The sequence below is a fragment of the Chthonobacter rhizosphaerae genome, from assembly GCF_013839525.1.
Lineage (GTDB): Bacteria > Pseudomonadota > Alphaproteobacteria > Rhizobiales > Pleomorphomonadaceae > Chthonobacter > Chthonobacter rhizosphaerae.
On the sequence record NZ_JACDIS010000005.1, the window covers coordinates 1 to 22,327 of the forward strand.

The window sequence follows — 22,327 nt, forward strand, 5'->3', positions numbered from 1 at the left end:
GTCTATGGCGAGACCGGCGGCCTGGAATGGCACCAGGAGGAGCCGAACCATCTCTGGTACACGCCGCTCGGCGAGGGCAAGCGGCTGATCACCCGGGGCGGCCCGGGCGCGGGCCCGGCGGCCCAGCGGGTGACGCGCACGCCCTTCGGCCACCCGGAGGGCTACCTGGAGGGCTTCGCCAGCATCTACGCGGAAGCCGCCCGCGCCATCCGGGCCGCCCGCACCGGCGCCGCGCCGGACCCGGACGTGATCTATCCGACGGTCGACGACGGCGTGAAGGGCATGCGCTTTATCGACGCCGCCGTGCGCTCGTCCGCGGCCGGAGGCGCGTGGACCGACCTCGGGTGAGGACGGTCGAAGAGGCGGGACCCGTCTTTGTTGAGGGGAGGGCCCGGCGGGGCCGGGGGGGGGCGCGCCGGCTGACCACCACGCGGTTGGCCGAACAGGCGGGCCTTTCGGTTCCGGAGGATGGAGCCGCCCGGCTCAGGGGCTTTTCCCAGGTCGGCGCCTTTCCGGTCGATGGAAGGACCGGCGTCGGGGATGTCGGACCGGAGGGCAGGTGCTAGACAGCGTCGGGCAAGCGGGCGACGACCTTGATCTCGAAATCGAAGCCCGCCAGCCACGTGACGCCGACCGCGGTCCAGGTAGGATGGGGCGGCCTGTCGAAGATCCTGTTCTTGACCGCCATGATGGTGCCGAACTGGGCTTCGGGATCCGTGTGGAACGAGGTCACGTCGACGAGGTCGTGGAAGCCGCAACCCGCGGCGGCGAGCGTCGCTCTAAGGTTCTCGAAAGCGCGCTCGACCTGCCGCTCGAAGTCCGGTTCGGGGGATCCGTCCGGGCGGCTGCCCACCTGGCCCGAAACGAAGAGGAAGCCTCCTGAGCGGATCGCCGGCGAATAGCCATGGGCCTCGTAGAGGGCGTGCCGGTTCTCGGGGAAGACTGCGTCGCGCATGGAAGGATCCTGTCCTGTCGGGATTGGTTCGTTGCGCCGGGCGGTTCCTCTCGGGAAGCGCTTCCCATGACGCCGCGGTTCGAGATACGATGCGTACGTCAAATTACGACATACGCGCCGTATGTCAACTCACATACGTGACGTACGCGAAATTCAGCGGGCCCCCGAATGGCGAAGCGGCGTGTCGAGAGCATGGAGGAAAACCGCGCGAGGCTGCTGCACGCTGCGCGGCGAGCCTTCGCAGCCAAGGGTTACGGCGATGCCGTGATGGACGACTTCGCGGCCGAGGCGGGCCTGACGCGCGGCGCGCTCTATCACAGCTTCGGTGACAAGCGCGGGCTGTTCGCCGCCGTGGTGGGCCAGATCGACGGCGAGATGGCGGCGCGCGCGAAAGCCGTCGGTGCGCGGGCGGGCGACGGGTTCGCGGCGCTGGTCGCGGAGGGCGCGGCCTACATCGAGATGGCCCTCGACCCGGAGGTGCAGCGCATCGTCCTCCTTGACGGTCCCGCCGTTCTCGGCGACCCGTCCAAGTGGCCGAGCCAGAACGCCTGTCTCGAGGAGACACGACGCGCCGTCGAGCGGCTGATGGCCGACGGCGTGCTGAAGCCCGTCGATCTGGACGCCGCAGCCCGGCTCTTGACCGGCGCGGCGTTGACGGCCGCGCTCTGGGTTGCGGCCGGCGACGACCCCGGATCGCGGCTTCCGAAAGCCGTCGAGGCCTTTCGCTGCCTGTCCGAGGGGCTTCTGGCGCCGTCCCGGTGACGATGGGGCCTGGCGAGCGGGCCGTTCGCAGGACGACGGAGCAACCTCGGCCAGGGCCGCGTCCGGGCGCCGGGCCGTTTGAAACCTGCTCGACGCCGACCGGGATGGATGGCGAGTCCGCAGCCGTCGGCGTCAGAGGCGGTCCAGGAAGGTTCGCGCCAGCGGGACGACCTCGTCGAGGTTCGTCTCCAGCAGCCAGTGCCCTCCGTCCAGCAGATGAAGCTCGGCATCGGGCAGATCGCGGAGGTAAGCTCGCGCCGACTCCTCCGGCATGTAGTGATCCGCTCACCTAAAGTGATGCAGTTTCACTATCGGTTTGAATACATGAACTTTGCTGGACAAAATCTGGACAAGGTTGTCAACCGCCCCGACGATTGGCAATGAAGCAGTCGAGATCTGAAGGCGCGATCCGGATCTGCCGACCAATGCGCACAACTGGCAGTTCGCCCGCTTCGTAGAGTCGGCGCAGCGTTTTCACCGATACGCCGAGCAACCGGGCTGTCTCGCCAAGGCTCATGAGGCAAGTGGACGAGAACTCGCCCGAGGGGAGCGGGGCATAGGTGGCAAGTGCGCCCTGGGCAGGGAGGCTGAAGGATCGCGACGCCGTTGAGTGACCTTCTACCGGGGTCTTGTTGCGCTCACTACGCGGGAGCTTAGTAGCGGCTGCCAGTTGAAAGCCAGGCTCGCGAGCTTGCCCAGGCCCCGGCTTTGCGGGACGTCCTTGGTTCGTCATCGGGATTTCTCCGGCTGAAGGCGACGCAGGAGCGTTTCCAGTTCGGAGCGAGGAATAAGGACGCGGCGACCTATCCTGATTGGTCTGATCTCACCGGCACCAATCAGAGCGTACAGCTTAGTGCGGCCGACACCGAGCGCTCGGCAAGCCGAGTCAATTCGATATGAGAGGGGACGATCGGTTTGTCGGGTCATGGAGGCCTCCGTTATCGAGAGGCTCATCAAGACCAGCCACGGCCAATCCTGTCATCGTTGTAAATTGCCTGATCGCGCTTCCAATTATCCACGAGAGCTCGAGCGGGACCTCTGAAGCTTCTTTGCTTTTCGCAGCTGCTCGTATGACAGAGCAAAGAAAAGTTCGTTTCTCAAATACCCCTTTTGTATAAACAACTTCAGCAGCTCGGGAAGCGTTCCCGACGGAAGACCGCCATACTGGCTGATTGATGCGGTTCCTCCCGCGGTTTCTATCCAGTCAATAAGCAGTCCAATATAGTGATTTATGATTAATGTATTCTTGGACTGGGGCCGTCCCGGCGGTCTCATACTTTGACCTCTTCGATGGCCTCATAAGTTGCACCTACAAAAGGCCCTATATCATTTCGGAACTCCGTAATTTTTTTCCCAGCTTTTCTTCGATAAGACTTATAGCTACGAAAAAGTATAGATTAATCTTCATGGATGACGTCTGTCGTCATGGCCTGCTCGAAAGCAGAGGCTGTTTTATAGATTTGTTCAAGGTTTGTAATCGGGGTACCATACTCAAAAAAACCAGGGCTCCACTCCCTGTATTCTTCACCATTCACTCTTCGAAGCCAAAGTATAAGTAGATGTATTAGCATTTCCTCCTTGTCATCGTCAGGTTTGCACAGATCTATGATAGGCCCATTATCGTCGAATCGAGTTATCAAAGATTTTTTTCTCATATAAGCCCTCGAACTATCAAGCTTGGCCCCATTCGATCCGGCCGCTTCTAAAGTGGATCGCCCCTTGCAGTACGTTCTCTCACTCTGATTGCCGACCACATGTACAGTTGTCGGCGATTTTACGCCGGGTACGACGTGCACACGCTGGCGCAGTTCCAGAAGCTCGAGCGGAAGCCAATTGTCGTCACACCGGCCAAAGCCATCCGACCGAACAGTGCCTTAAGCGCTGTATTTATGTTACGGAAGATCATCGCTGTTTCCGACCTCCTCAAAGTCCCCGACTTCCCCGGGTTCGGCTGTCAACGGCACCACTGCTCGGGCGGTGAGCTCGTCGAGGGCGTCCACCACGAAGGCTGCATAGTGCCGCTCGACCATCGCCGCCGACGTGTCATGGATTCCGGCTACCAGTCGGATGGGCAGTCCGGCGCGAAGGCCGCGTACGATTGATGAGTGCCGCAGGGCATACGGAATTGTGTCGGCTGGAAGCCCGGCCTTCCTGATGATTGCAGCCCAAGGCCGCGTCATCTCGGCCGCAACAGCCTAGGGTGCGCGGCGGTCGCGAGTCCAGGCGCCGACCTCGGTTTGGCGGTGCCTCCAGCGCTCCAGGAGCGGCATCGGTCCCTTTCGGCCGGTAATCACTGGCCGAAGTGCCTTTAGCACGTCCTCACCGACGCGTACCCCGACTCGACCGCCCTTGGTGCCACGTCCCTTTCGGCTGGTCGGGATCATGAGCCGGCCTTCGGCTAGCTGCACGTCGGCGACGGTGATGCGGGCAACTTGAGAAAAGCGCGCTCCCGTCGCCGCGAGGACTAGTACCAGCCGTGCAAGGTCGCCATCCCATCCAGCCGTGGCGTCGAACTCTTGCGCAGCAAGTACAATTCGGCGCACGTCGGCATCGCTGAGGATTTGTCGTCGTGCTTCGCCACCATGGGCTTCGGGGGTGGTCAATCCGTTCCGAACGATCACAGGCAAAGAGGCAGGAAGGCGCGCCCGGTGCATCCGTGCCGCAAGGTTAATTGCAGCCTTCAGATCGTTAACCAGGCGTCGAACGCTCGCCGGCGCAAGCGTCTCAGCAAGTCCGGCGAGCCATACTACTAGATCGGGCTCGGCGAGCGAGTGCAAAGGCGTCGTTGCGAGAGGTGTACCGAGGACATGACGGGTAAGCCGAGACCGCGCGTCCCGTTTCATGCCTGTAGAGCGTTGGGTTTTCTCCCTAGCCTCGCGAACCGCAAGGTAAGTTTCGATTGCGGCCGAGACGGTCAGCACCGGGCCAGCAGCAGCGGCGAGTCGGTCGGCACGCACTTTTGCTACGTGGGCACGCGCCTTGCGTGCCGCTTGGTCGAACGAGAGTACTGTGTCGCCATCTGCGTCGAGCACGTCGTCGGCGGAAGCGAGTGTCGCCTGGACATAAGCGCCGCCGCCCTCGTAGGAGCGGACCAGCCATCGACCACCGCGTAAGCCCTTGCGATACCCAAGGTGGACGTCGGGATCGATTCCACGCCAGTGCAGCCCGACCTTCAGCTTCGCCCGGGCGCTCCGGCTGGTGATGCCGCTTTCGCTGAGAGTCTTCGCCATAGGCCTAGATCCGAACCGTCAAATATCCATCAAATATATAGCGACGAACTTTGGTGCATGCTAGCGAACATTATCCAGATAAGCCTTTGTTTCGAAAAGTACCGTCGCGGACGGTTGCGGACAAGGGGAGCGTGGAATTTCGCCCTCTCACGGCGAAAACAGGGGTTCGAGTCCCATAGGGAGCGCCATTTCCTTCCCGATAAGTGCCTGCAAACGTTCTGGAGATCGTCTCTCTGACGTTCGCGGCGTAGAACATGGCGTATAACAATCGGGTTCGCTTTTCCTTTTGAAGGAAGGGCAACTACTATATCGTCGGCGTGTGCCTGCCGAGATTGGCTGATTGCCAAAGGGCTTACCGGCAGCAGCGTCGGTCGGATGCTCTCGTGCATTAGCGCTGTCATCAAAGTGGCCGCGAGCGAAGAGAGTGTTGAGCCGTTACGAGCCTTTTCCAGCGTTCAACATGATCGCAAGGCTGGTGTCGTCCCACGCGCACCAATCCCACTTACTGCCCTTCGCTCTGTCAACCCTCATCGCATTCTGACAATGGATGAGCCCGGAGCCTAGCCTGATCTGGAGCGGATCGCAGGGGGCGCGGCAGTCAAAACGCACGCGGAAACATACCGTTGACATCCTGGTGCGGCCCCGCTCCACTCGAGGGGATGGTTGTAGTCATCTCCTCGATCGATCGGGACCTCCTCGACGGCGCCCTCGGGCCCGCCGCGGCATTCTGCATGCGCCTCCTCGTCCGCTTCGCCGAGGCGGTCGGCGCCACCCGCCTGGAGGACGCCGAAAGCGCCCACATCGACGGCTGCCTCTATCACGGCAAGGTCAGTCTGGACTTTGTGGAGCGCCTCGTGTCGCTCGGGGGGCGGGTGCGGATCCCGACCACACTCAATGTCGGTTCGGTCGACCTCATCCATCCCGACCTCTTCCGCGGCGACGACGATCTCCGCACCGCCGGCACCCGACTCATGCGTGCCCACGAGGATCTCGGTTGCCTGCCGACGTTCACCTGCGCGCCCTACCAGGCGCTTGCCAGGCCCCGTCGCGGCGCCCAGATCGCCTGGGCGGAATCCAATGCGATCGTCTTTGCCAACTCCGTGCTCGGCGCCCGCACGAACCGCTACGGCGACTTCATCGACCTCTGCTGCGCCATCACCGGCCGTCTCCCATGGTACGGGCTCCATCTGGCGGAGAACCGGCGCGCGACCGTCCTGGTGGCGATCGACGATCTCCCGGACGAATGGCGCGCCCCCGGCCTTGCTTGCGTCGCGGTGGGACACGTGATCGGCCGCCGCTGCGGCGACCGCATCCCTGTCGTCACCGGGCTCCCGCAGGACTCATCCGAGGACGACCTGAAGGCTCTCGGCGCCGTTGCGGCCTCCTCCGGCGGAGTCGCGCTCTTCCACGCGGTCGGGCTCACCCCGGAAGCCGAGACGCTGGACGACGCGCTGCAGGGCGGCCGTCCTGACGAGGTCATTCACCTCGGCGCCGACGACCTGCGCGACACCATCCGCCGGCTCTCCACCGTCCCGGACGGCACCCCGATCTCGGCGGTGAGCCTGGGCACGCCTCACTTCTCGCTTCAGGAGTTCGAGCGGCTGCTGCCGCTCGTGGAGGAATCGTGTCCCGTCATCGACCTCTACGTGAACACCAGCCGCGCGGTCCTTTCGCACCTGGTGGACCGCGGCTGGCAGGAACGGCTGGAGGCCGCCGGCGTCACGCTGGTCATCGACACCTGCACCTATGTCACGGCGGTCATCCGCGACCTGTCGGGCGCCGTCATGACCAACTCCGGCAAGTGGGCCTACTACGCTCCCGGCAATCTCGGCGTCGAGGTCGCCTTCGGCTCGCTGGAGGACTGCGTGGCCTCCGCCCGCGCCGGAAAGGTGGTGCGCCCATGACCGCGACCGCCCGTCCTGCCGACGCCATCACGCTCGTGCCGGGGGAGGCGGAGGGTCCGGTCCTTGTTCTGTCCGAGCCGCTCAGCTTCTGGGGCGGCTTCGACGCTGCCACGGGCCTCATCATCGACCGCTGGCACCCGCAGCACGGCGCATCCCTGGCCGGACAAGTCCTCGTCATGGATGCGGGCCGCGGGTCCAGCTCCGGGAGCTCGGTTCTCGCCGAGGCGCTGCGGCGCGGGACCGGCCCCGCGGCGATCGTGCTTGCCACCCGGGACGCCATCGTGACGGTCGGCGCCATGGTGGCGGTCGAGCTCTACGGCATCGCCTGTCCGGTGGTGCTCGCCGGTCCGGCGGACTGGCGCCGGGTCGCCGGCGCGATATGCCTGGCGGTGCGGGCCGCTCCGGCGGGCGCGACCCTCCACATCGCCTGAACCGGAGCCCGGCGGCATCCCCCGCTTCCGGCGGCGAGAGGCGTGCGGAGGCTCTCCGATCGCGCTATAGTCCGGCACACCCGGGAATAGAGAGGCTGAGGCAGTCGGCCCCGTCCCGGTGCGGGAGGATGAGGCATGAGTCCATCGCACGAGCCGTGGCTCGTCGCGCTGTCCCTGCTTGTGGCCTTTCAGGGCAGCTACGTCGGACTGAACTTCGCTCGAGGAATCGAGAACGCCGGCGGCATCCGCCGGCGGCATCTCATCACCATGGCCTCGCTTTCGCTCGCGCTCGGCATCTGGACGATGCACTTCGTGGGCATGCTCGCCGCCCATCTTCCGGTCGCGGTCGATTTCCTCGTCCTGCCGACGCTCGTCTCCTTCCTGGTCTGCGTGCTGGTGGTCGGCGTCGCGGTCGTCTTCGTCGGATCCGGCCGGCCGTCCGCCCGTCGGATCACGATCGCGGCGCTGTTCATGGGTGCCGGCATCGTCACCATGCACTACCTCGGCATGTCGGCCCTCCACACCGGTCTGCACATGGACCATGACCCGCTCTACGTCGCCGCGAGCGCGTTGATCGGGGTCGGCGCTTCGGGGGCGGCGCTCTGGTTCGCCTTCGGCGCCCACGATCGCGCGGCCGACATGGTGCCTGCGGCGATCATGGCGGCCGCGATCGCCGCCATGCACTACACCGCCATGGCCGGGACCGAGGTCCATGTCATGGTCGACGGCGTCCTGCCCGGGCAGCCGACCTTCTCGCACGGGATCCTGGCGGTCGTCGTGTCGGTGGTCGCGTTTCTGGTGTCGGGCCTCTTCCTGCTGACACTCGTGCCGGAACAGGTCGACGAACCCGGCGAGGCGATCGAGATCGCCCCGCCGCCGGCCGAGCAGACCGACGGGGACCGCGCGAGCGACCCCGCCCCGTCGGCGCTCCGGCTTCCCGTCGAGAAGGACGGCATCCACCGCACCCTCGAGATTGCCCGCCTGATGGCCGTGCAGGCCCAGGGACACTACACGCAGCTCTTCGACGGCGAAGCGGTGTGGTTCTGCCCGCTCGCCATATCGGACGTCGAGGCCCAGCTCGACCCGGCGGCCTTCGTCCGCATTCATCGCAGCCATATCGTGCGCCTGCACGCGATCGTCTCCATGCACCGCGCGGGCGATGCGGCGACGGTGCTTCTGTCGACCAAGGTCCCGTACCGGGTCCCCGTGGCACGGTCCCGCAAGGGCTGGCTGAAGGATCTGCTCCGTAGCCGGACCGTCGCCGCCTGAACGATCCTCCGACCCCGTCCGCTTCGGGTCTCCGGCTCGCGATGTCGCTCCGCTGAACGGCGAGGCGCGTGGCGCGGTGCGGCAAGGGCCTATCCCCGGCATCGCCGAACCCCGCCTGATGATCTTGCCCGACCGCGAACTGCGACAGCCATCTTGTCGCAGTTGGTGTCGGAAATCGGCAGATCATGCCTTTGTTCGGCCCTTCGAGCACGCCGCGTTGATGCTGCGCCGCACCTTCCTCGACCTTCTTTTCAATCGATTGAACAAGACCGGCGGCAGGCCGGCGCTGGCGCTTGAAGGAGGGAGCCACCGTGATCCCGGGACAGTTCGTCTACCATCGCCCGTCGAGCGTGGCGGAGGCCGTGGGCCTGCTCGCCTCGCTCGGCGAAGAGGCGCGGCCGCTCGCGGGCGGTCACAGCTTGATCCCCATGATGAAGCTCCGGATGGCGTCGCCGGAGCATCTCGTCGACCTCGGCGGGCTGGCCGATCTGAAGGGCGTTCGCGAGGAGGCCGGCTCGATCGTGATTGGCGCGACCACGACGCAGGCGGAACTGATCAAGTCCGATCTGCTGGCGAACCGTTTGCCGATCATTCGCGAGACGGCGCTGCTGATCGCCGATCCGCAGATCCGGACCAAGGGCACCATCGGCGGCAACGTCGCCAACGGCGATCCGGGCAACGACATGCCGGGTGTGATGCAGTGCCTCGCCGCGGACTATGTGTTGACGAGCCCCGCCGGTGAACGGGTCGTAGCCGCTCGCGACTTCTACCAGGGCGCCTATTTCACCGCGCTCGAGGCGGGCGAACTGCTCACGGCTCTGCGCGTCCCCGTGCCGCCGGCCGGGCACGGCTTCGCCTACGAGAAACTGAAGCGCAAGGTTGGTGACTACGCGACCGCCGCGGCGGCGGTGATCCTGACCATGAACGGCGGCACGGTCGCGACCTGCTCGATCGCGCTCACCAACGTTGCCCCGACGCCGCTGTTCGCCGAGGCCGCGAGCCGTCTCGTCGTGGGGACGAGCCTCGACGCAGCGACGGTGAAAGCCGCCGCGGAGGCCGCCAAGGCGATCGCCGACCCAGCCACCGACGGCCGCGGCACGGCCGAGTATCGCCGCGAGATGGCGGGCGTCATGGTCGCCCGCGCGCTGGCGAAGGCCGAGAGCCGGGCGAAGGGAACCTGATGGACATGAGCGAGATCGATACCATTCCCGTCACCGTCACGGTGAACGGCAGGAAGGTGCAACGCTTCGTCGAGCCCCGCACGCTTCTGATCCACTTCCTGCGCGAGGAGTTGAACCTCACGGGCGCCCACATCGGCTGCGAGACGAGCCACTGCGGCGCCTGCACCGTCGAGATCGACGGACAGTCGGTGAAGTCCTGCACGATGTTCGCGGTCCAGGCGGACGGGTCGGCGGTCACCACGGTCGAGGGCCTCGCCAACCCGGACGGCACCCTCCACGCCCTCCAGGAGGGCTTCCGCCAGATGCACGGCCTGCAGTGCGGCTACTGCACGCCGGGCATGCTGATGCGCGCCAAGGTGCTGCTCTCGGAAAATCCGGACCCGACGGAGGCGGAGATCCGCCACGGGATCGCCGGCAATCTCTGCCGCTGCACCGGCTACCAGAACATCGTCAAAGCGATCCAGTACGCCGCCGCCAAGCTGAATGGCCGCGAATTCCAGGAGGCCGCGGAATGAACGAGATGGTCATCACCCGCGAGCAGCGGGAAGCGCGCCTGGAAGGCATGGGCTGCAAGCGCAAGCGCGTGGAGGACATCCGCTTCACCCAGGGCAAGGGCCAGTATGTGGACGACATCAAGCTGCCGGGCATGCTGCACGGCGACTTCGTCCGCAGCCAGTACGCCCATGCGCGGATCAAGCGGATCGACGCATCCCGGGCGTTGGCGCTGCCGGGCGTGATCGCCGTCATCACGGCGGAGGAGCTGAAGCCGCTCGGCCTCCACTGGATGCCGACACTGGCGGGCGACGTGCAGGCGGTGCTCGCCGACGGAAAGGTCTGCTTCCAGAACCAGGAGATCGCCTTCGTCGTCGCCGAGAACCGCTATGTGGTGGACGACGCGCTCCAACTGGTCGAGGTGGAGTACGAGGAGTTGCCCGTCCTGGTGGATCCCTTCACGGCGATGGACCCGGACGCGCCGGTGCTTCGCCCGGATCTCGACGGCAAGACTGTGGGCGCGCACGGGCCGCGCAAGCACCACAACCATATCTTCGAGTGGACCATCGGCGACAAGGCCGCGACCGACGAGGCGTTCAACAGCGCCGAGGTGACGATCAAGGAGCTGATCTCCTACCACCGGACCCATCCGTCGCCGCTCGAAACCTGCCAGTGCCTGGCGAGCTTCGACAAGGTGAAGGGCGAGCTCACGCTCTACGGAACCTTCCAGGCGCCGCACGTGATCCGGACGGTGGCCTCGCTGCTCTCCAAGATCCCGGAGCACAAGATCCACGTGATCGCGCCGGACATCGGCGGCGGCTTCGGCAACAAGGTGGGCGCCTATTCCGGCTACATCTGCGCGATCGTCGCCTCGATCGTCACGGGCCTGCCGGTGAAGTGGGTGGAGGACCGGATGGAGAACCTCTCCACCACGTCGTTCGCCCGCGACTACCATATGACGACGGAGATCGCCGCCACCAAGGACGGCAAGGTCACGGGCCTCAGGGTGCACGTGCTCGCCGACCACGGGGCCTTCGACGCCTGCGCCGACCCGTCCAAGTGGCCGGCGGGCTTCATGAACATCGTCACCGGGTCGTACGACTTCCCGGTCGCCCATCTGGCGGTCGACGGCGTCTACACCAACAAGGCGCCGGGCGGCGTCGCCTATCGCTGCTCGTTCCGGGTCACCGAGGCGGCCTATTGCATCGAGCGGGCGATGGACGTCCTCGCCCAGAAGCTCGGCATGGACCCGGCGGACCTCAGGATGAAGAACTTCATCCGGCGCGAGCAATTCCCCTACCAGTCGGCTCTCGGCTGGGAATACGATTCCGGCGACTACCATCTCGCCATGCAGAAGGCCATGGACGCGATCGGCTATCGCGAGCTCCGGGCGGAGCAGAAGGCGCGGCAGGACGCCTTTCGACGGGGCGAGACGCGCGAGATCATGGGCATCGGCGTCACATTCTTCACCGAGATCGTCGGCGCCGGGCCGTCGAAGAACTGCGACATCCTGGGGGTCGCCATGTTCGACTCGGCCGAGATCCGCATCCATCCGACCGGCTCGATCATCGCCCGCATGGGCTCCAAGAGCCAGGGCCAGGGTCACGAGACCACGTGGGCGCAGATCATCGCCACGGAGCTCGGCATCCCGGCCGACGATATCATGATCGAGGAGGGCAACACCGACACCGCGCCCTACGGCCTCGGCACCTACGGCTCACGGTCGACGCCGGTCGCCGGCGCGGCCATCGCGATGGCCGCGCGCAAGATCAAGAACAAGGCGCAGATGATCGCCGCGCACCTCCTGGAGGTGTCCGAGTACGACCTGGAATGGGACATCGACGGCTTCCGGGTGAAGGGCAATCCGGAGCGGTCGAAGACCATGAAGGAGATCGCCTGGGCGGCCTACAACGCGCCGCCGCCCGGCCTGGAGCCGGGCCTGGAGGCGGTCAACTACTACGACCCGCCGAACATGACCTATCCGTTCGGCGCCTACTTCTGCGTGATGGACATCGACGTGGACACGGGCGTCGCCAGGATCCGGCGGTTCTACGCGCTCGACGACTGCGGCACCCGGATCAACCCGATGATCATCGAAGGTCAGGTGCACGGCGGGCTGACCGAGGCCTTCGCGATCGCGATGGGCCAGGAGATCAAGTACGACGAGATGGGCAACGTGCAGGGCGCGTCCTTCATGGACTTCTTCCTGCCGACGGCGGTCGAGACCCCGCACTGGGAGACGGACCACACCGTAACGCCCTCGCCGCACCATCCGATCGGCGCCAAGGGCGTCGGCGAGAGCCCGAACGTCGGCGGCGTGCCGTGCTTCTCCAACGCGGTCAACGACGCCTTCGGGTTCCTCGGCTCGACGCACATCCAGATGCCGCACGACGCCTGGAGGGTCTGGGAGGCGGCGAAGCGGCTCGGGCTGCACCAATAGGGCTCGCGGCGGCAGGCGGCGGGGCGCTTTGCCCGCCGCCAAGTCCGCCCGCCCCTGGTCCGCGCGGGCGGACCGGGACGACCCGGCGCTCCTGACATCGTATCGAAGTGACCCCACCATGCTCGACCGCCAGACCATCGCGGATCGTCTCGCCGCCGTCGGCTACGTGGCCGACGGGGCGCTCGCGACCGCGCTCGCTCTGATGGACATGCTGAGCCGGCCGCTGCTCCTGGAGGGCGAGGCCGGCGTCGGCAAGACGGAGGTCGCCAAGGCGCTGGCGGCGCTGCACGGCGCCGAGCTGATCCGCCTGCAGTGCCACGAGGGGCTGGACCGGTCGGACGCGCTCTACGAGTGGAACTACCAGCGCCAACTCCTCGCCATCAAGGCGCGCGAGGGGGCGGACGCTGCGGCGACGGAGGCGCATGTCTTCTCCGAGACCTATCTCCTGGAACGACCGCTCCTCGCCGCCATCCGGCGAACCGACCGGCCCGTGCTCCTCATCGACGAGATCGATCGGGCGGACGAGGAGTTCGAGGCCTTCCTGCTGGAGATCCTGTCGGACTTCCAGGTGACCATCCCGGAACTCGGCACGGTGCGGGCGACGTCGATCCCTCGCGTGATCCTGACCTCGAACGGCACGCGCGAACTCTCGGACGCGCTCCGGCGCCGGTGCCTCTACCACGCGCTCGACTTTCCCGATGTCGACCGGGAGGCGCGGATCATCCTCGCCCGCCTGCCGGACATCGACGTCGCGCTCGCGCTGCAGATCGCCAGGTTGATGGAGCGGATCCGCAAGGAGGACCTGTCCAAGGTGCCGGGCGTCGCCGAAACGCTCGATTGGGCGGCGGCGCTGGTCGGCCTCGGCGTCGCGCGGGTGGACGCCGACCGGGAGGTGCTGCACGCGACGCTCTCCTGCGTGCTGAAGACGCGCGAGGACCGGGCGCGGATGAGCCCGGAGGTCATCGCCCGCCTCGCCGCGAAGGTGGCCTGATGACCGCGCCCGCGCTCGAGGATCCCGCCGATATCGGCCCTGCGGCGCGCCGGCGGCTCTCCGGCTTCGTGCGGACGCTGCGCGACAACGGCTTCGCGATCGGGCTCGCGGAGACGCGGGACGGGCTCGCGGTCCTTGCGGCTGCGCCGTTCGGACGGCCGGCGACCGTGAAGCCGGCGTTGAAGGCGCTGTTCTGCGGCCGGCGGTCGGACTTCGACCGCTTCGACGACCTGTTCGACGCGTACTGGCAGGGGCGCGGCGTGAAGGCGAGCGTCGCCGTCTCCGGGACCAGCCCGAAGGCGAGCCAGCGCACGCTCCGGACCCTGCAGCAGGGGACCGGGAGCGGCGGGGAGCCTGGTCCGGCGATCGACGTGGACCGCCGCCCGGATGCGCCCGACGGCGACGCCTCCCCCGAGGGGCGCCGCGAAGGGGCGACGCGCCACGAGAGCCTCGCCCGGACGGACTTCCGCAAGATCGCCGATCCGGACGAACTGGCCCTGGCGCACGCGCTCGCCGAGCGTCTCGCCCGGCGCATGCGCGCCCGCCTCACCCGGCGGGACAAGGCGAGCGCGCGGGGAGGGGGCCTGGACCTTCGCGGCACGATCCGCCGCAGCCTGTCGACCGGCGGCACGCCGCTCCGGCTCGTGCGGCGCAAGCCCCGGCACAAGCCGCTTCGCCTCGTGCTGCTGGTGGACGCGTCCGGGTCGATGAGCCTCTACACGGGCGTGTTCCTGCGCTTCGTCCACGGGGTGCTCGACCAGTTCCGGGAGGCGGAGGCCTTCCTGTTCCACACCCGGCTCGTCCACGTGTCGGATGCCTTGCGGGAGAAGGATGCCGCCCGCGCGCTCGACCGGCTCGGCCTGATGGCCGAAGGCGTCGGCGGCGGCACGCGCATAGGCGACAGCCTCGCCACCTTCAACCGTTGGCACGCCGCCCGGGTGATCCACTCGCGGACCTGCGTGATGATCCTGTCGGACGGCTACGACACCGGCGAGCCCGAGCCCCTCGGCGCCGAGATGGCGGCGCTCGGTCGACGCTGCCGTCGGATCGTGTGGCTGAACCCGATGATCGGCTGGGCGGGATACGAGCCGGTGGCCCGCGGCATGGCCGCCGCGCTGCCGCATGTGGATCTGTTCGCCCCCGCGCACACGCTCGACAGTCTCGCCGCTCTCGAACCCTATCTCGCCCGGATCTGAGAGGCACAAGCCATGCGACAGAGCGCCGACGTGCTCGATCTCGTCACCGACCTCAAGGCCAGGGGGGAGGCCTTCTGCCTGGCGACCGTGGTGCGGACGGTTTCCGTGACGGCCGCCAAGGCGGGCGCCAAGGCGGTGATCCGGCTCGACGGGGCGATCTCGGAGGGCTGGATCGGCGGCGGCTGCGCCCGCGCGGCGGTGCTGAAGGCCGCCCGGGAGGCGCTCGCCGACGGAGAGCCGCGGCTCGTCTCGATCATGCCCAAGGACATCCTTGCCGAGCTCGGCCTGAAGCCGGGCGATGAGAAGGAAGGCGTGCGCTTCGCCCGCAACATGTGCCCGAGCCGGGGCACCATGGACGTCTTCATCGAGCCGATGCTGCCGAAGCCGGACCTCGTCGTGCTCGGCGCGAGCCCGGTGGCCATTGCCCTCGCTGACCTCGCGCCCCGCTTCGGCTACCGCGTGACGGTCGCGGCGCCCGCCGACGACCAGCGGCTGTTTCCCACGCCCGACCGGCGGATCGACGGTTATGCGCTCGACGAGGAGCCGGCCGGCCGGCGCTTCTGCGTCGTCTCCACTCAGGGCCGCGGCGACGAGGAGGCGCTGAAGGCCGCACTCCTTGGCGCCTGCGACCACGTCGCCTTCGTGGGCAGCCGGCGAAAGGTCGCCGCCCTTCGGGATAGCCTCATAGAGGACGGGGTTCCGGCGGAGCGCTTCGACCGGCTCAAGGGGCCCGCCGGGCTCGATCTCGGCGCCATTACGCCGGAGGAGATCGCGTTGTCGATCCTCGCCGAGATCCTGGCGCTCCGCCGCAAGGGTCAGCGCGAAATCCTCTCCGACTGAAGGGCCTCGCCCATGCAGATGAACGACGGCCAGCGCATCCCGGCCTCGCGCGAAACGGTCTGGGCGGCCCTCAACGATCCGGAGGTGCTGAAGGCCTGCATTTCCGGCTGCGACGGCCTGGTGTTGACGTCGCCCACCGAAGTAACGGCCAAGGTGACGCTCAGGATCGGCCGGTGAAGGAGACTTTCGGCGGCAAGGTCGCGGAGCGCTGGTCGTAGGGCTCTCGATCGGCGGCATGATCGCCCAGATGCTGGCGGCGACGCGGACGGACCTCGTCTCCGGCCTCCTGCTTCTCGACACCGCCCACCGGATCGGATCGACCGAAACCTGGATCCAATCTCGGCGTGACCAACCCGGACTGGGCGCTCGGCTACACCTTCGATATCGACGTGCGCGACCGCCGCGCCACGCCCTTCGAGGAGGCCCACCGGTGAACGACCTTCTGATCCCGACGCCGTCCCAGACGGTCGGACCCTAGTTCCTCCTGTCACCCCGCCGCTCGGCCCGACGCCGCAGCCGGATGACCGTCCCCATGTCGATTTCGGGCAACGGTTCTGGCGCGTCCCTTCAAAGTGTATGCTTGACACACATCAAGCCTGACTGAACACTCCGTTCAGCAGGAGTGAACCGGTGACCGACGCCGCCAGGACCGACACCACTGTAAGGGACGAGCAGGACGCGCTCCAACGCCTGGGGCAGCGGGTCCGGGATCTGCGGGCGGCGCGCCGGTTGTCGCTGCGGGATCTGGCGGAGCGCTGCGGCACGAGCGCAAGCTTCCTCAGCCAGCTTGAGCGGGGGCTGACCGGCGCGAGCACGTCCACCCTCAACCAGTTGGCGGCCGCCCTCGGGATCAGTGTCGCGGACCTGTTCGAGGGCCGTTCAGCTGCAGTGCACACAGTGCTGAAGCGGAGCCTCCGCCCGGCCCTGCCGTCCACCGAAGGTTGCCGGAAGACCCTCTTGTCCTCGCGACCCGTCCGCAATTTCGAAGTCTACATCGGTGAATTCGAGATCGGAGGGTCGACGGGCCCGGACCTCTACACGCACGGCAAGGCACAGGAGATGCTGACCGTGCTGCGGGGAGTCGTCGAGGTGAGCCTCGGCGAGGCGAGATACATCCTGGAGGAGGGGGACAGCATCGAATACGGGACGGACACGCCGCACCGGACGGTGAATGTCGGCAACGGCCGCGCCGAGGTGATGTGGATCATCGCTCCACCCACCTCCGCCCACTCGGACCTGGAGAAGTATATCGCCTGGAAGCCAGCTTAAAGACAGAAGAACAGTATCAGAGCGGGAGCAGATGCAATGACTATTCGTCGATCCATCTTGAGCGGCAGCGCGGTGGCGCTGGTCCTCGCGGCCCTGAGCGCGCCTGCGCTCGCCCAGGAGAAGGCCGTCGCCGGCGAGGTCAAGGAGGGCTCGCTCGCGGGCAAGACCCTCACCTTCGTGTCCTATGGCGGCATCTTCCAGGACGGGCAGATCGCCGCCCTTGAGGAGTTCGTCCAGAAGTCCGGCGTCCGGCTGCTGAGCGACGGCCCGACGGAGATCGCGAAGCTGCAGGCGCAGGTTGAATCCGGCAACGTCTCCTGGGACGTGGTGGACACCGCCGACTTCCCGCCGTTCGTGCACTGCGGGACGTTGTTCCAGAAGCTCGACTTCACCAAGATCGACGTTTCCAACATCCCGCCGGGACAGGTGGGGGAGTGCAGCGTGCCCGCCATGAACTATGGCGTGGTGCTCATGTACAAGAACGAGACCTACAAGGATAATCCGCCGAAGAGCTGGAAGGACTTCTTCGACACGGAGAACTTCCCGGGCGTCCGCGCCATCGACGGCAGCGGCGACCCGTCCGGCGGCTTCCTGGAGCAGGCGCTGATCGCCGCCGGCGGTTCGGTGGAGACTATGACCGCGGCCGACATCGACAAGGCGATCGACCAGGTGCGCCAGCTCGGACCCGACACGATCTACTGGAAGACCGGCGCCGAATCCCAGCAGATGGCCGAATCCGGCGAAGCCGACATGATCGTCATGTGGACGGGACGGGCCATGACCGCCGTGAAGAACGGAGCCGAGTTCACGCCCGTGTGGCAGGACTGGCTGGTGGTGATGGATCAGCTCACGATCCCGGTCGGCGTGAAGGATCCGGACGCCTCTCACGCCCTGATCAACGCCTATCTGGGCAAGCGCTCCCAGGAGGTCCTGGCGGAGAAGACCTCCTACACGCCCATCCACAAGGACGCGCAGCCCGAGGTGGAACCGGCCGTGGCGGCCTTCATGACCAACACGCCCGAGCGCCAGCAGCAGGGCTATCAGCAGAACGTCAAGTTCTGGGTAGAGAACTTCCCGGAGACGCAGGAGAAATGGACCGCCCTGATGTCGGGGAATTGAGTTGACCTCCTTGTCCGGATCCGACGCGTCGACGCCTGCCCGATCCGACGCCAACCCCGACCGCGGCTCGCCGCGGTCGGGCGGCAGCGCCGGGCGGGCGGCGCTCTTTCGCGAGGGCTGGCTTCTGGTGCTGCCGGCCCTGGTGGTGCTCTGCGCCGTGATGGCCTATCCGCTGGCCAGCATCGCCGTGCGCAGCATCTCCCAGCCGGAATGGGGCCTGCAGAACTACGCCTGGTTCTTCGGCACGCCGGTGAACCTGACGGTCCTGCAGCGCACGTTCACCATCTCGGCCTGGGTGACGGTCGTCTGCGTCCTCTGCGCCTATCCGTACGCCTACGTGATGACCGTCGTGGGGCCGACCCTGCGCGTGGTCCTGATCCTCTGCGTCATGGTGCCGTTCTGGGTCAGCGGAGTTGTCCGCACCCTGTCGTGGGTCCTGCTTCTCCAGGACTCCGGCGCCATCAATTCCGCGCTCCGCGGCCTGGGCCTGCCGCCGGTCCGGCTCATCCGCACCCAGACGGGCGTGGTGATCGGCATGGCGCAGGTCCTGCTGCCCTTCATGATTTTGCCGATGTATTCCGTCATGAAGGGCATCGACCTCCGGCTCGTGCAGGCGGCGCGCAGCCTCGGCGCCCGCCCATCCCGGGCCTTCTTCAGCGTCTACCTGCCCCTCTCGCTTCCGGGCGTCTACGCGGGGGCGATCATCGTCTTCATCCTGGCGCTCGGCTTCTACATCACGCCGGCCCTCCTCGGCGGACCGCGCAGCACCATGCTGTCCACGCTGGTCCAGACCCAGGTCCTCAGCCTGCTCCAGTGGGGCCGCGGCGGCGCGATGGGCGTCGTGCTCCTGGTCGCCACGCTCGTCCTCCTCGCCCTCGCGGCGCCGCTGATGCGGCAGCGGCACAAGAAGACGGGGGCCCGCTGATGACCATGTCGCCGTTCACGCGCGTGCTTCTCGGCCTCTGCTGCCTCCTGGTCGCGCTCTGGCTGGTGGCGCCCACCCTGGTGGTGGTGCCGATGTCGTTCAACGAGAACAAGTCGCTGGCCTTTCCGCCGAAGGGCTTCACGCTCGACTGGTACGCGAACTTCTTCTCGAACCCGGAATGGTCGTCCAGCCTCTTCAATTCGCTGAAGGTGGCGAGCCTGGTGGCCGTCGCGGCCACCGTCCTCGGCACCCTCGCGGCCTTCGGGCTCGACCGCATGAAGAGCGCCTCGGCCGGATGGCTGCGGATGATCCTCCTGACGCCGATGATCGTGCCCGGTGTCGTGCTCGGCATCGGGATCTATGCGGTCTACCTGGACACGCACCTCGTCGGCACCCTGTTCGGCTTCGTGGTGGCCCACACCATGCTGGCGATCCCCTTCGTGCTGATCGCCGTCTCGGCCAGCCTGGAGGTGTTCGACAAGCGCCTGGAGCTCGCGGCCGCGAGCCTCGGCGCCGGGCGCTGGACCACGTTCCGAACGGTGACCATGCCGCTGATCGCGCCCGGCATCCTGTCGGGCTTCCTGTTCGCCTTCGTGACGTCGTTCGACGAGATCATCGTGTCGCTGTTCATCACCAGCCCGTATCTGAAGACCCTCCCGGTTCAGATCTACTCGAGCATCACCCGGGACGCCGATCCCACGGTCGCCGCCGTCGGAACCATCCTGTTCCTGGCGACGACCCTCCTCATCGGGCTCGGCCTCGTCCTGTTCGGTCGTGAGCGGAGGACCTGATGGCGACCGCAGTTCCAACCCTCGGCCGCGGCGCGGCCATCGGTATCCGGTCGGTCAGCAAGCACTATGGCGGGTTCGCCGCGCTCTCCGACGTCTCGCTCCATATCGAGCCCGGCGAGTTCATGACCTTCCTGGGTCCGAGCGGATCGGGAAAGACCACCACGCTCAACCTGATCGCCGGCTTCACGGACATCAGCGGCGGGCACCTGGACGTGGGCGGGAAAAGCGTCGTCGGCGTGCCGGCGCACAAGCGCAACATCGGCGTCGTGTTCCAGCACTATGCGCTCTTCCCGCACATGACGGTCGGCGGGAACGTCGCCTATCCGCTCAGCCTGCGCCGGGTTCCGGCGGCGGAGCGGACCGAGCGGGTGAAACGGGCCCTGGAGATGGTCAAGATGACCGACTTCGCCCACCGCTATCCGAGCGAGCTTTCAGGCGGCCAGCAGCAGCGGGTCGCCCTGGCGCGCGCCATCGTGTTCGATCCGCCGCTCCTCCTCATGGACGAACCGCTCGGAGCGCTCGACAAGAAGCTGCGCGAGTGGCTGCAGCTGGAAATCAAGCGCATCCATCGGGAGCTCGGCACCACGTTCGTCTATGTGACGCACGACCAGGAGGAAGCGCTGGTGCTCTCCGACCGGATCGCGGTCTTCAATGGTGGGCGGGTGGAGCAGATCGGCACCGGCCGGCAGCTCTATGACGAGCCGGCGACGCTGTTCGTCGGCCGCTTCATCGGCGACAGCACCGTGCTGCGCGGCGCGGCCCGGAGCGACGGCACGGGCACGGCCCTCACCATCGCCGGCGAGACCGTCGTCACCGACAAGCGCCTCTCCGGCGGCGGCGTGCCCGTGATGCTGATCCGGCCGGAGAAGCTACGGCTGCAGCGTCGGTCCGCGACCGGCGCCGGCGACGGTCTGAACCGGCTCGCCGGCCGGATCTCGGAGGTCATCTATCTGGGCTCGGGCAGCAAGTACGAGGTGGAACTGGCCGACGGCTCCACCGCGATCGTCCGCTCGCCGCTCGGCGACGAGAGCTTCGCCATCGGCGACCCGGTGGATCTCCTCTTTTCGCCGGCGGACGCCAAGCTTCTGGCGGACGACCGGTCCGCGGACACGACCCTCACCTGAGCTCGATCGGGACGACCATGCAGCCGAAAGTCAATGGCGACGTATCCTTCTGGTACGCGGACATCGGGGGCCTGCCGAAGCCGAGGGCGCCCCTTTCGGGCGACCTCGACGTGGACGTGGCCATCGTCGGGGCTGGCTACACGGGCCTCTGGACCGCCTACTACCTCAAATCCGCGCAGCCCTCGATCCGGATCGCCATCGTCGAGAAGGAGTTCGCCGGCTTCGGGGCCTCCGGCCGCAACGGCGGCTGGCTGTCCGGCGGGTTCGGCTGGTCGCGGGAGAAATACCTGAAGACCTCCAGCCGCGACCGTGTCGTCGCCATGCAGAACGCCATGACCGGGACCGTTGACGAGGTGGTCTCCGTCGCCGAGCGGGAGGGGATCGACGCGGACATCCGCCGGGTCGACCAGCTGACCGTGGCCACCAACGCGCCCCAGCTGGAGCGCGTCCGGGCCATGTACGACGAGGCGCGGAGCTGGGACACGCCGGCCGACCGGATCGACCTGATCGGGGCCGAGGAGGCGCGGTCCCGCATCAACATCCACAACATCCTCGGCGCCATGGTGGTGCACGGCACCGCGCGGGTGCAGCCGGCCAAGCTGGTGCAGGGGCTCGCGTCGGTCGTCGAGCGCCTCGGCGTCGCGATCTACGAGCGGACCGCCGCCCTTCAGATCGAGACCGGCCGCGTGACGACGGACCGGGGCGTGGTCCGGGCGCCGGTCGTCATCCGGGCGACCGAGGGCTTCACCGCCGGCCTGCCCGGCCAGAAGCGCAACTGGCTGCCGCTCAACAGCGCCCAGATCATGACGGAACCGCTGCCGGACGCGCTCTGGCGGGAGATCGGCTGGAGCGGCCACGAACTCCTCGGCGACGCGGCGCACACCTATTGCTACGCCCAGCGCACCCGCGAGGGCCGCATCGCCATGGGCGGACGAGGCGTTCCCTATCGCTTCGGCTCCCGCACGGATGTCCGCGGCCAGACCCAGCAGGCGACGATCGACCAGCTCCACGCCATCCTGGTCCGGTTGCTGCCCCAGACCCGCCACCTCAGGATCGACCACGCCTGGTGCGGCGTCCTCGGCGTTCCGCGCGACTGGTGCACGACCGTGGGATTCGACCCGCGCACCGGCATGGGCTGGGCTGGCGGCTATGTGGGGCTCGGCGTCTCCAGCTCCAACCTCGCCGGCCGCACCTTGCGCGATCTGGTGCTCGGCCACGACACGGACCTGACCTCGCTGCCCTGGGTGAACCGGGCGGTCCGCCAGTGGGAGCCCGAACCGCTGCGCTGGTTCGGCGTGCATTCCATGTACCGGCTCTACGGCCTCGCGGACCGGCGCGAGGAAGCTGGCCTCAAGCGGAGTTCGCGGCTCGCCACCCTGGCGGACCGCATCACCGGACACTGACCCAC

At 67.2% G+C, this 22,327-nt stretch carries 22 protein-coding genes, 1 tRNA gene and 2 pseudogenes; 20 read left to right on the top strand and 5 right to left on the bottom strand.

What is annotated here, in order from left to right; genetic code table 11:
* Nucleotides 1–348, top strand: a pseudogene (locus tag HND91_RS10085) (gfo/Idh/MocA family oxidoreductase); the annotation flags it as partial.
* 214 nt (nt 349–562) lie between these two features.
* Here the strand turns inward: HND91_RS10085 and HND91_RS10090 are convergent.
* Entirely contained in the window at nt 563–955 is a 393-nt protein-coding gene (locus tag HND91_RS10090; RefSeq protein ID WP_181706455.1) for a RidA family protein, read from the bottom strand.
* 168 nt (nt 956–1,123) lie between these two features.
* Between HND91_RS10090 and HND91_RS10095 the strand changes: the two genes are divergently transcribed.
* The gene (locus HND91_RS10095; protein WP_181706456.1) at nt 1,124–1,717 is read left to right on the top strand and encodes a TetR/AcrR family transcriptional regulator; all 594 of its coding nucleotides are present in this window, start codon (nt 1,124–1,126) and stop codon (nt 1,715–1,717) included.
* A gap of 132 nt (nt 1,718–1,849) precedes the next feature.
* Here the strand turns inward: HND91_RS10095 and HND91_RS10100 are convergent.
* The 3 genes and pseudogenes from HND91_RS10100 to HND91_RS23340 form a co-directional block, all read right to left on the bottom strand.
* Nucleotides 1,850–1,999, bottom strand: a pseudogene (locus tag HND91_RS10100) (alpha/beta fold hydrolase); the annotation flags it as partial.
* Nucleotides 2,000–2,075: 76 nt separating this feature from the next.
* Nucleotides 2,076–2,450 (bottom strand): helix-turn-helix domain-containing protein, encoded by a 375-nt coding sequence (locus HND91_RS23335; RefSeq protein WP_425485435.1) that lies wholly within the window; start codon nt 2,448–2,450, stop codon nt 2,076–2,078.
* Nucleotides 2,447–2,671 carry a helix-turn-helix domain-containing protein gene (locus HND91_RS23340; protein WP_425485436.1) on the bottom strand — a complete coding sequence of 75 codons (225 nt, stop codon included), beginning with the start codon at nt 2,669–2,671 and terminating at the stop codon, nt 2,447–2,449. Before HND91_RS23340 ends, HND91_RS23335 begins: the two co-directional genes overlap by 4 nt.
* A gap of 836 nt (nt 2,672–3,507) precedes the next feature.
* Here HND91_RS23340 and HND91_RS22440 point away from each other — a divergent pair.
* On the top strand, nt 3,508–3,819 hold the full coding sequence (locus HND91_RS22440; protein ID WP_210272656.1) for a hypothetical protein: 312 nt from the start codon (nt 3,508–3,510) through the stop codon (nt 3,817–3,819).
* 93 nt (nt 3,820–3,912) lie between these two features.
* Here the strand turns inward: HND91_RS22440 and HND91_RS10115 are convergent, their stop codons facing one another.
* Complete coding sequence (locus tag HND91_RS10115; RefSeq protein ID WP_210272657.1) at nt 3,913–4,947, bottom strand: site-specific integrase; 1,035 nt, start codon at nt 4,945–4,947, stop codon at nt 3,913–3,915.
* Nucleotides 4,948–5,067: 120 nt separating this feature from the next.
* On the opposite strand from HND91_RS10115, the gene HND91_RS10120 reads away from it, so the two are divergent.
* The 17 genes from HND91_RS10120 to HND91_RS10200 all read left to right on the top strand — a co-directional run bounded on the left by HND91_RS10120 (nt 5,068) and on the right by HND91_RS10200 (nt 22,322).
* Nucleotides 5,068–5,135 (top strand) — tRNA-Glu (locus HND91_RS10120).
* 471 nt (nt 5,136–5,606) lie between these two features.
* The gene (locus tag HND91_RS10125) at nt 5,607–6,851 is read left to right on the top strand and encodes an aconitase X (RefSeq protein WP_181706459.1); all 1,245 of its coding nucleotides are present in this window, start codon (nt 5,607–5,609) and stop codon (nt 6,849–6,851) included.
* Nucleotides 6,848–7,282, top strand: coding sequence for an aconitase X swivel domain-containing protein (locus HND91_RS10130; RefSeq protein WP_181706460.1), 435 nt, complete (start codon nt 6,848–6,850; stop codon nt 7,280–7,282). Before HND91_RS10125 ends, HND91_RS10130 begins: the two co-directional genes overlap by 4 nt.
* Nucleotides 7,283–7,417: 135 nt before the next feature.
* Complete coding sequence (locus HND91_RS10135) at nt 7,418–8,551, top strand: MHYT domain-containing protein (protein WP_181706461.1); 1,134 nt, start codon at nt 7,418–7,420, stop codon at nt 8,549–8,551.
* Between the two features lie 311 nt (nt 8,552–8,862).
* The gene (locus HND91_RS10140; RefSeq protein WP_181706462.1) at nt 8,863–9,732 is read left to right on the top strand and encodes an FAD binding domain-containing protein; all 870 of its coding nucleotides are present in this window, start codon (nt 8,863–8,865) and stop codon (nt 9,730–9,732) included.
* A 5-nt stretch (nt 9,733–9,737) separates the two neighbouring features.
* Nucleotides 9,738–10,247, top strand: coding sequence for a (2Fe-2S)-binding protein (locus HND91_RS10145; RefSeq protein ID WP_181706463.1), 510 nt, complete (start codon nt 9,738–9,740; stop codon nt 10,245–10,247).
* Entirely contained in the window at nt 10,244–12,664 is a 2,421-nt protein-coding gene (locus HND91_RS10150) for an aerobic carbon-monoxide dehydrogenase large subunit (RefSeq protein WP_181706464.1), read from the top strand. The genes HND91_RS10145 and HND91_RS10150 overlap by 4 nt, the downstream gene beginning before the upstream one ends.
* A 118-nt stretch (nt 12,665–12,782) precedes the next feature.
* Nucleotides 12,783–13,655, top strand: coding sequence for an AAA family ATPase (locus HND91_RS10155; protein WP_181706465.1), 873 nt, complete (start codon nt 12,783–12,785; stop codon nt 13,653–13,655).
* Nucleotides 13,655–14,851, top strand: a complete 1,197-nt coding sequence (locus HND91_RS10160) for a vWA domain-containing protein (RefSeq protein WP_181706466.1) — start codon at nt 13,655–13,657, stop codon at nt 14,849–14,851. Before HND91_RS10155 ends, HND91_RS10160 begins: the two co-directional genes overlap by 1 nt.
* Before the next feature lie 12 nt (nt 14,852–14,863).
* Complete coding sequence (locus tag HND91_RS10165; RefSeq protein WP_181706467.1) at nt 14,864–15,691, top strand: XdhC family protein; 828 nt, start codon at nt 14,864–14,866, stop codon at nt 15,689–15,691.
* 12 nt (nt 15,692–15,703) lie between these two features.
* On the top strand, nt 15,704–15,868 hold the full coding sequence (locus HND91_RS10170; RefSeq protein WP_181706468.1) for an SRPBCC domain-containing protein: 165 nt from the start codon (nt 15,704–15,706) through the stop codon (nt 15,866–15,868).
* A 453-nt stretch (nt 15,869–16,321) separates the two neighbouring features.
* Nucleotides 16,322–16,960, top strand: a complete 639-nt coding sequence (locus HND91_RS10175; RefSeq protein ID WP_181706469.1) for a cupin domain-containing protein — start codon at nt 16,322–16,324, stop codon at nt 16,958–16,960.
* A gap of 36 nt (nt 16,961–16,996) precedes the next feature.
* Nucleotides 16,997–18,079 (top strand): extracellular solute-binding protein, encoded by a 1,083-nt coding sequence (locus tag HND91_RS10180; RefSeq protein WP_181706470.1) that lies wholly within the window; start codon nt 16,997–16,999, stop codon nt 18,077–18,079.
* Between the two features lie 124 nt (nt 18,080–18,203).
* Complete coding sequence (locus HND91_RS10185; protein ID WP_246329427.1) at nt 18,204–19,004, top strand: ABC transporter permease; 801 nt, start codon at nt 18,204–18,206, stop codon at nt 19,002–19,004.
* Nucleotides 19,004–19,795 (top strand): ABC transporter permease, encoded by a 792-nt coding sequence (locus HND91_RS10190; RefSeq protein ID WP_181706471.1) that lies wholly within the window; start codon nt 19,004–19,006, stop codon nt 19,793–19,795. The genes HND91_RS10185 and HND91_RS10190 overlap by 1 nt, the downstream gene beginning before the upstream one ends.
* A complete protein-coding gene (locus HND91_RS10195; RefSeq protein ID WP_181706472.1) occupies nt 19,795–20,919 on the top strand; it encodes an ABC transporter ATP-binding protein in 1,125 nt (374 codons plus the stop codon). Before HND91_RS10190 ends, HND91_RS10195 begins: the two co-directional genes overlap by 1 nt.
* Nucleotides 20,920–20,936: 17 nt before the next feature.
* Entirely contained in the window at nt 20,937–22,322 is a 1,386-nt protein-coding gene (locus tag HND91_RS10200; protein WP_181706473.1) for an NAD(P)/FAD-dependent oxidoreductase, read from the top strand.
* Nucleotides 22,323–22,327 lie beyond the last annotated feature (5 nt).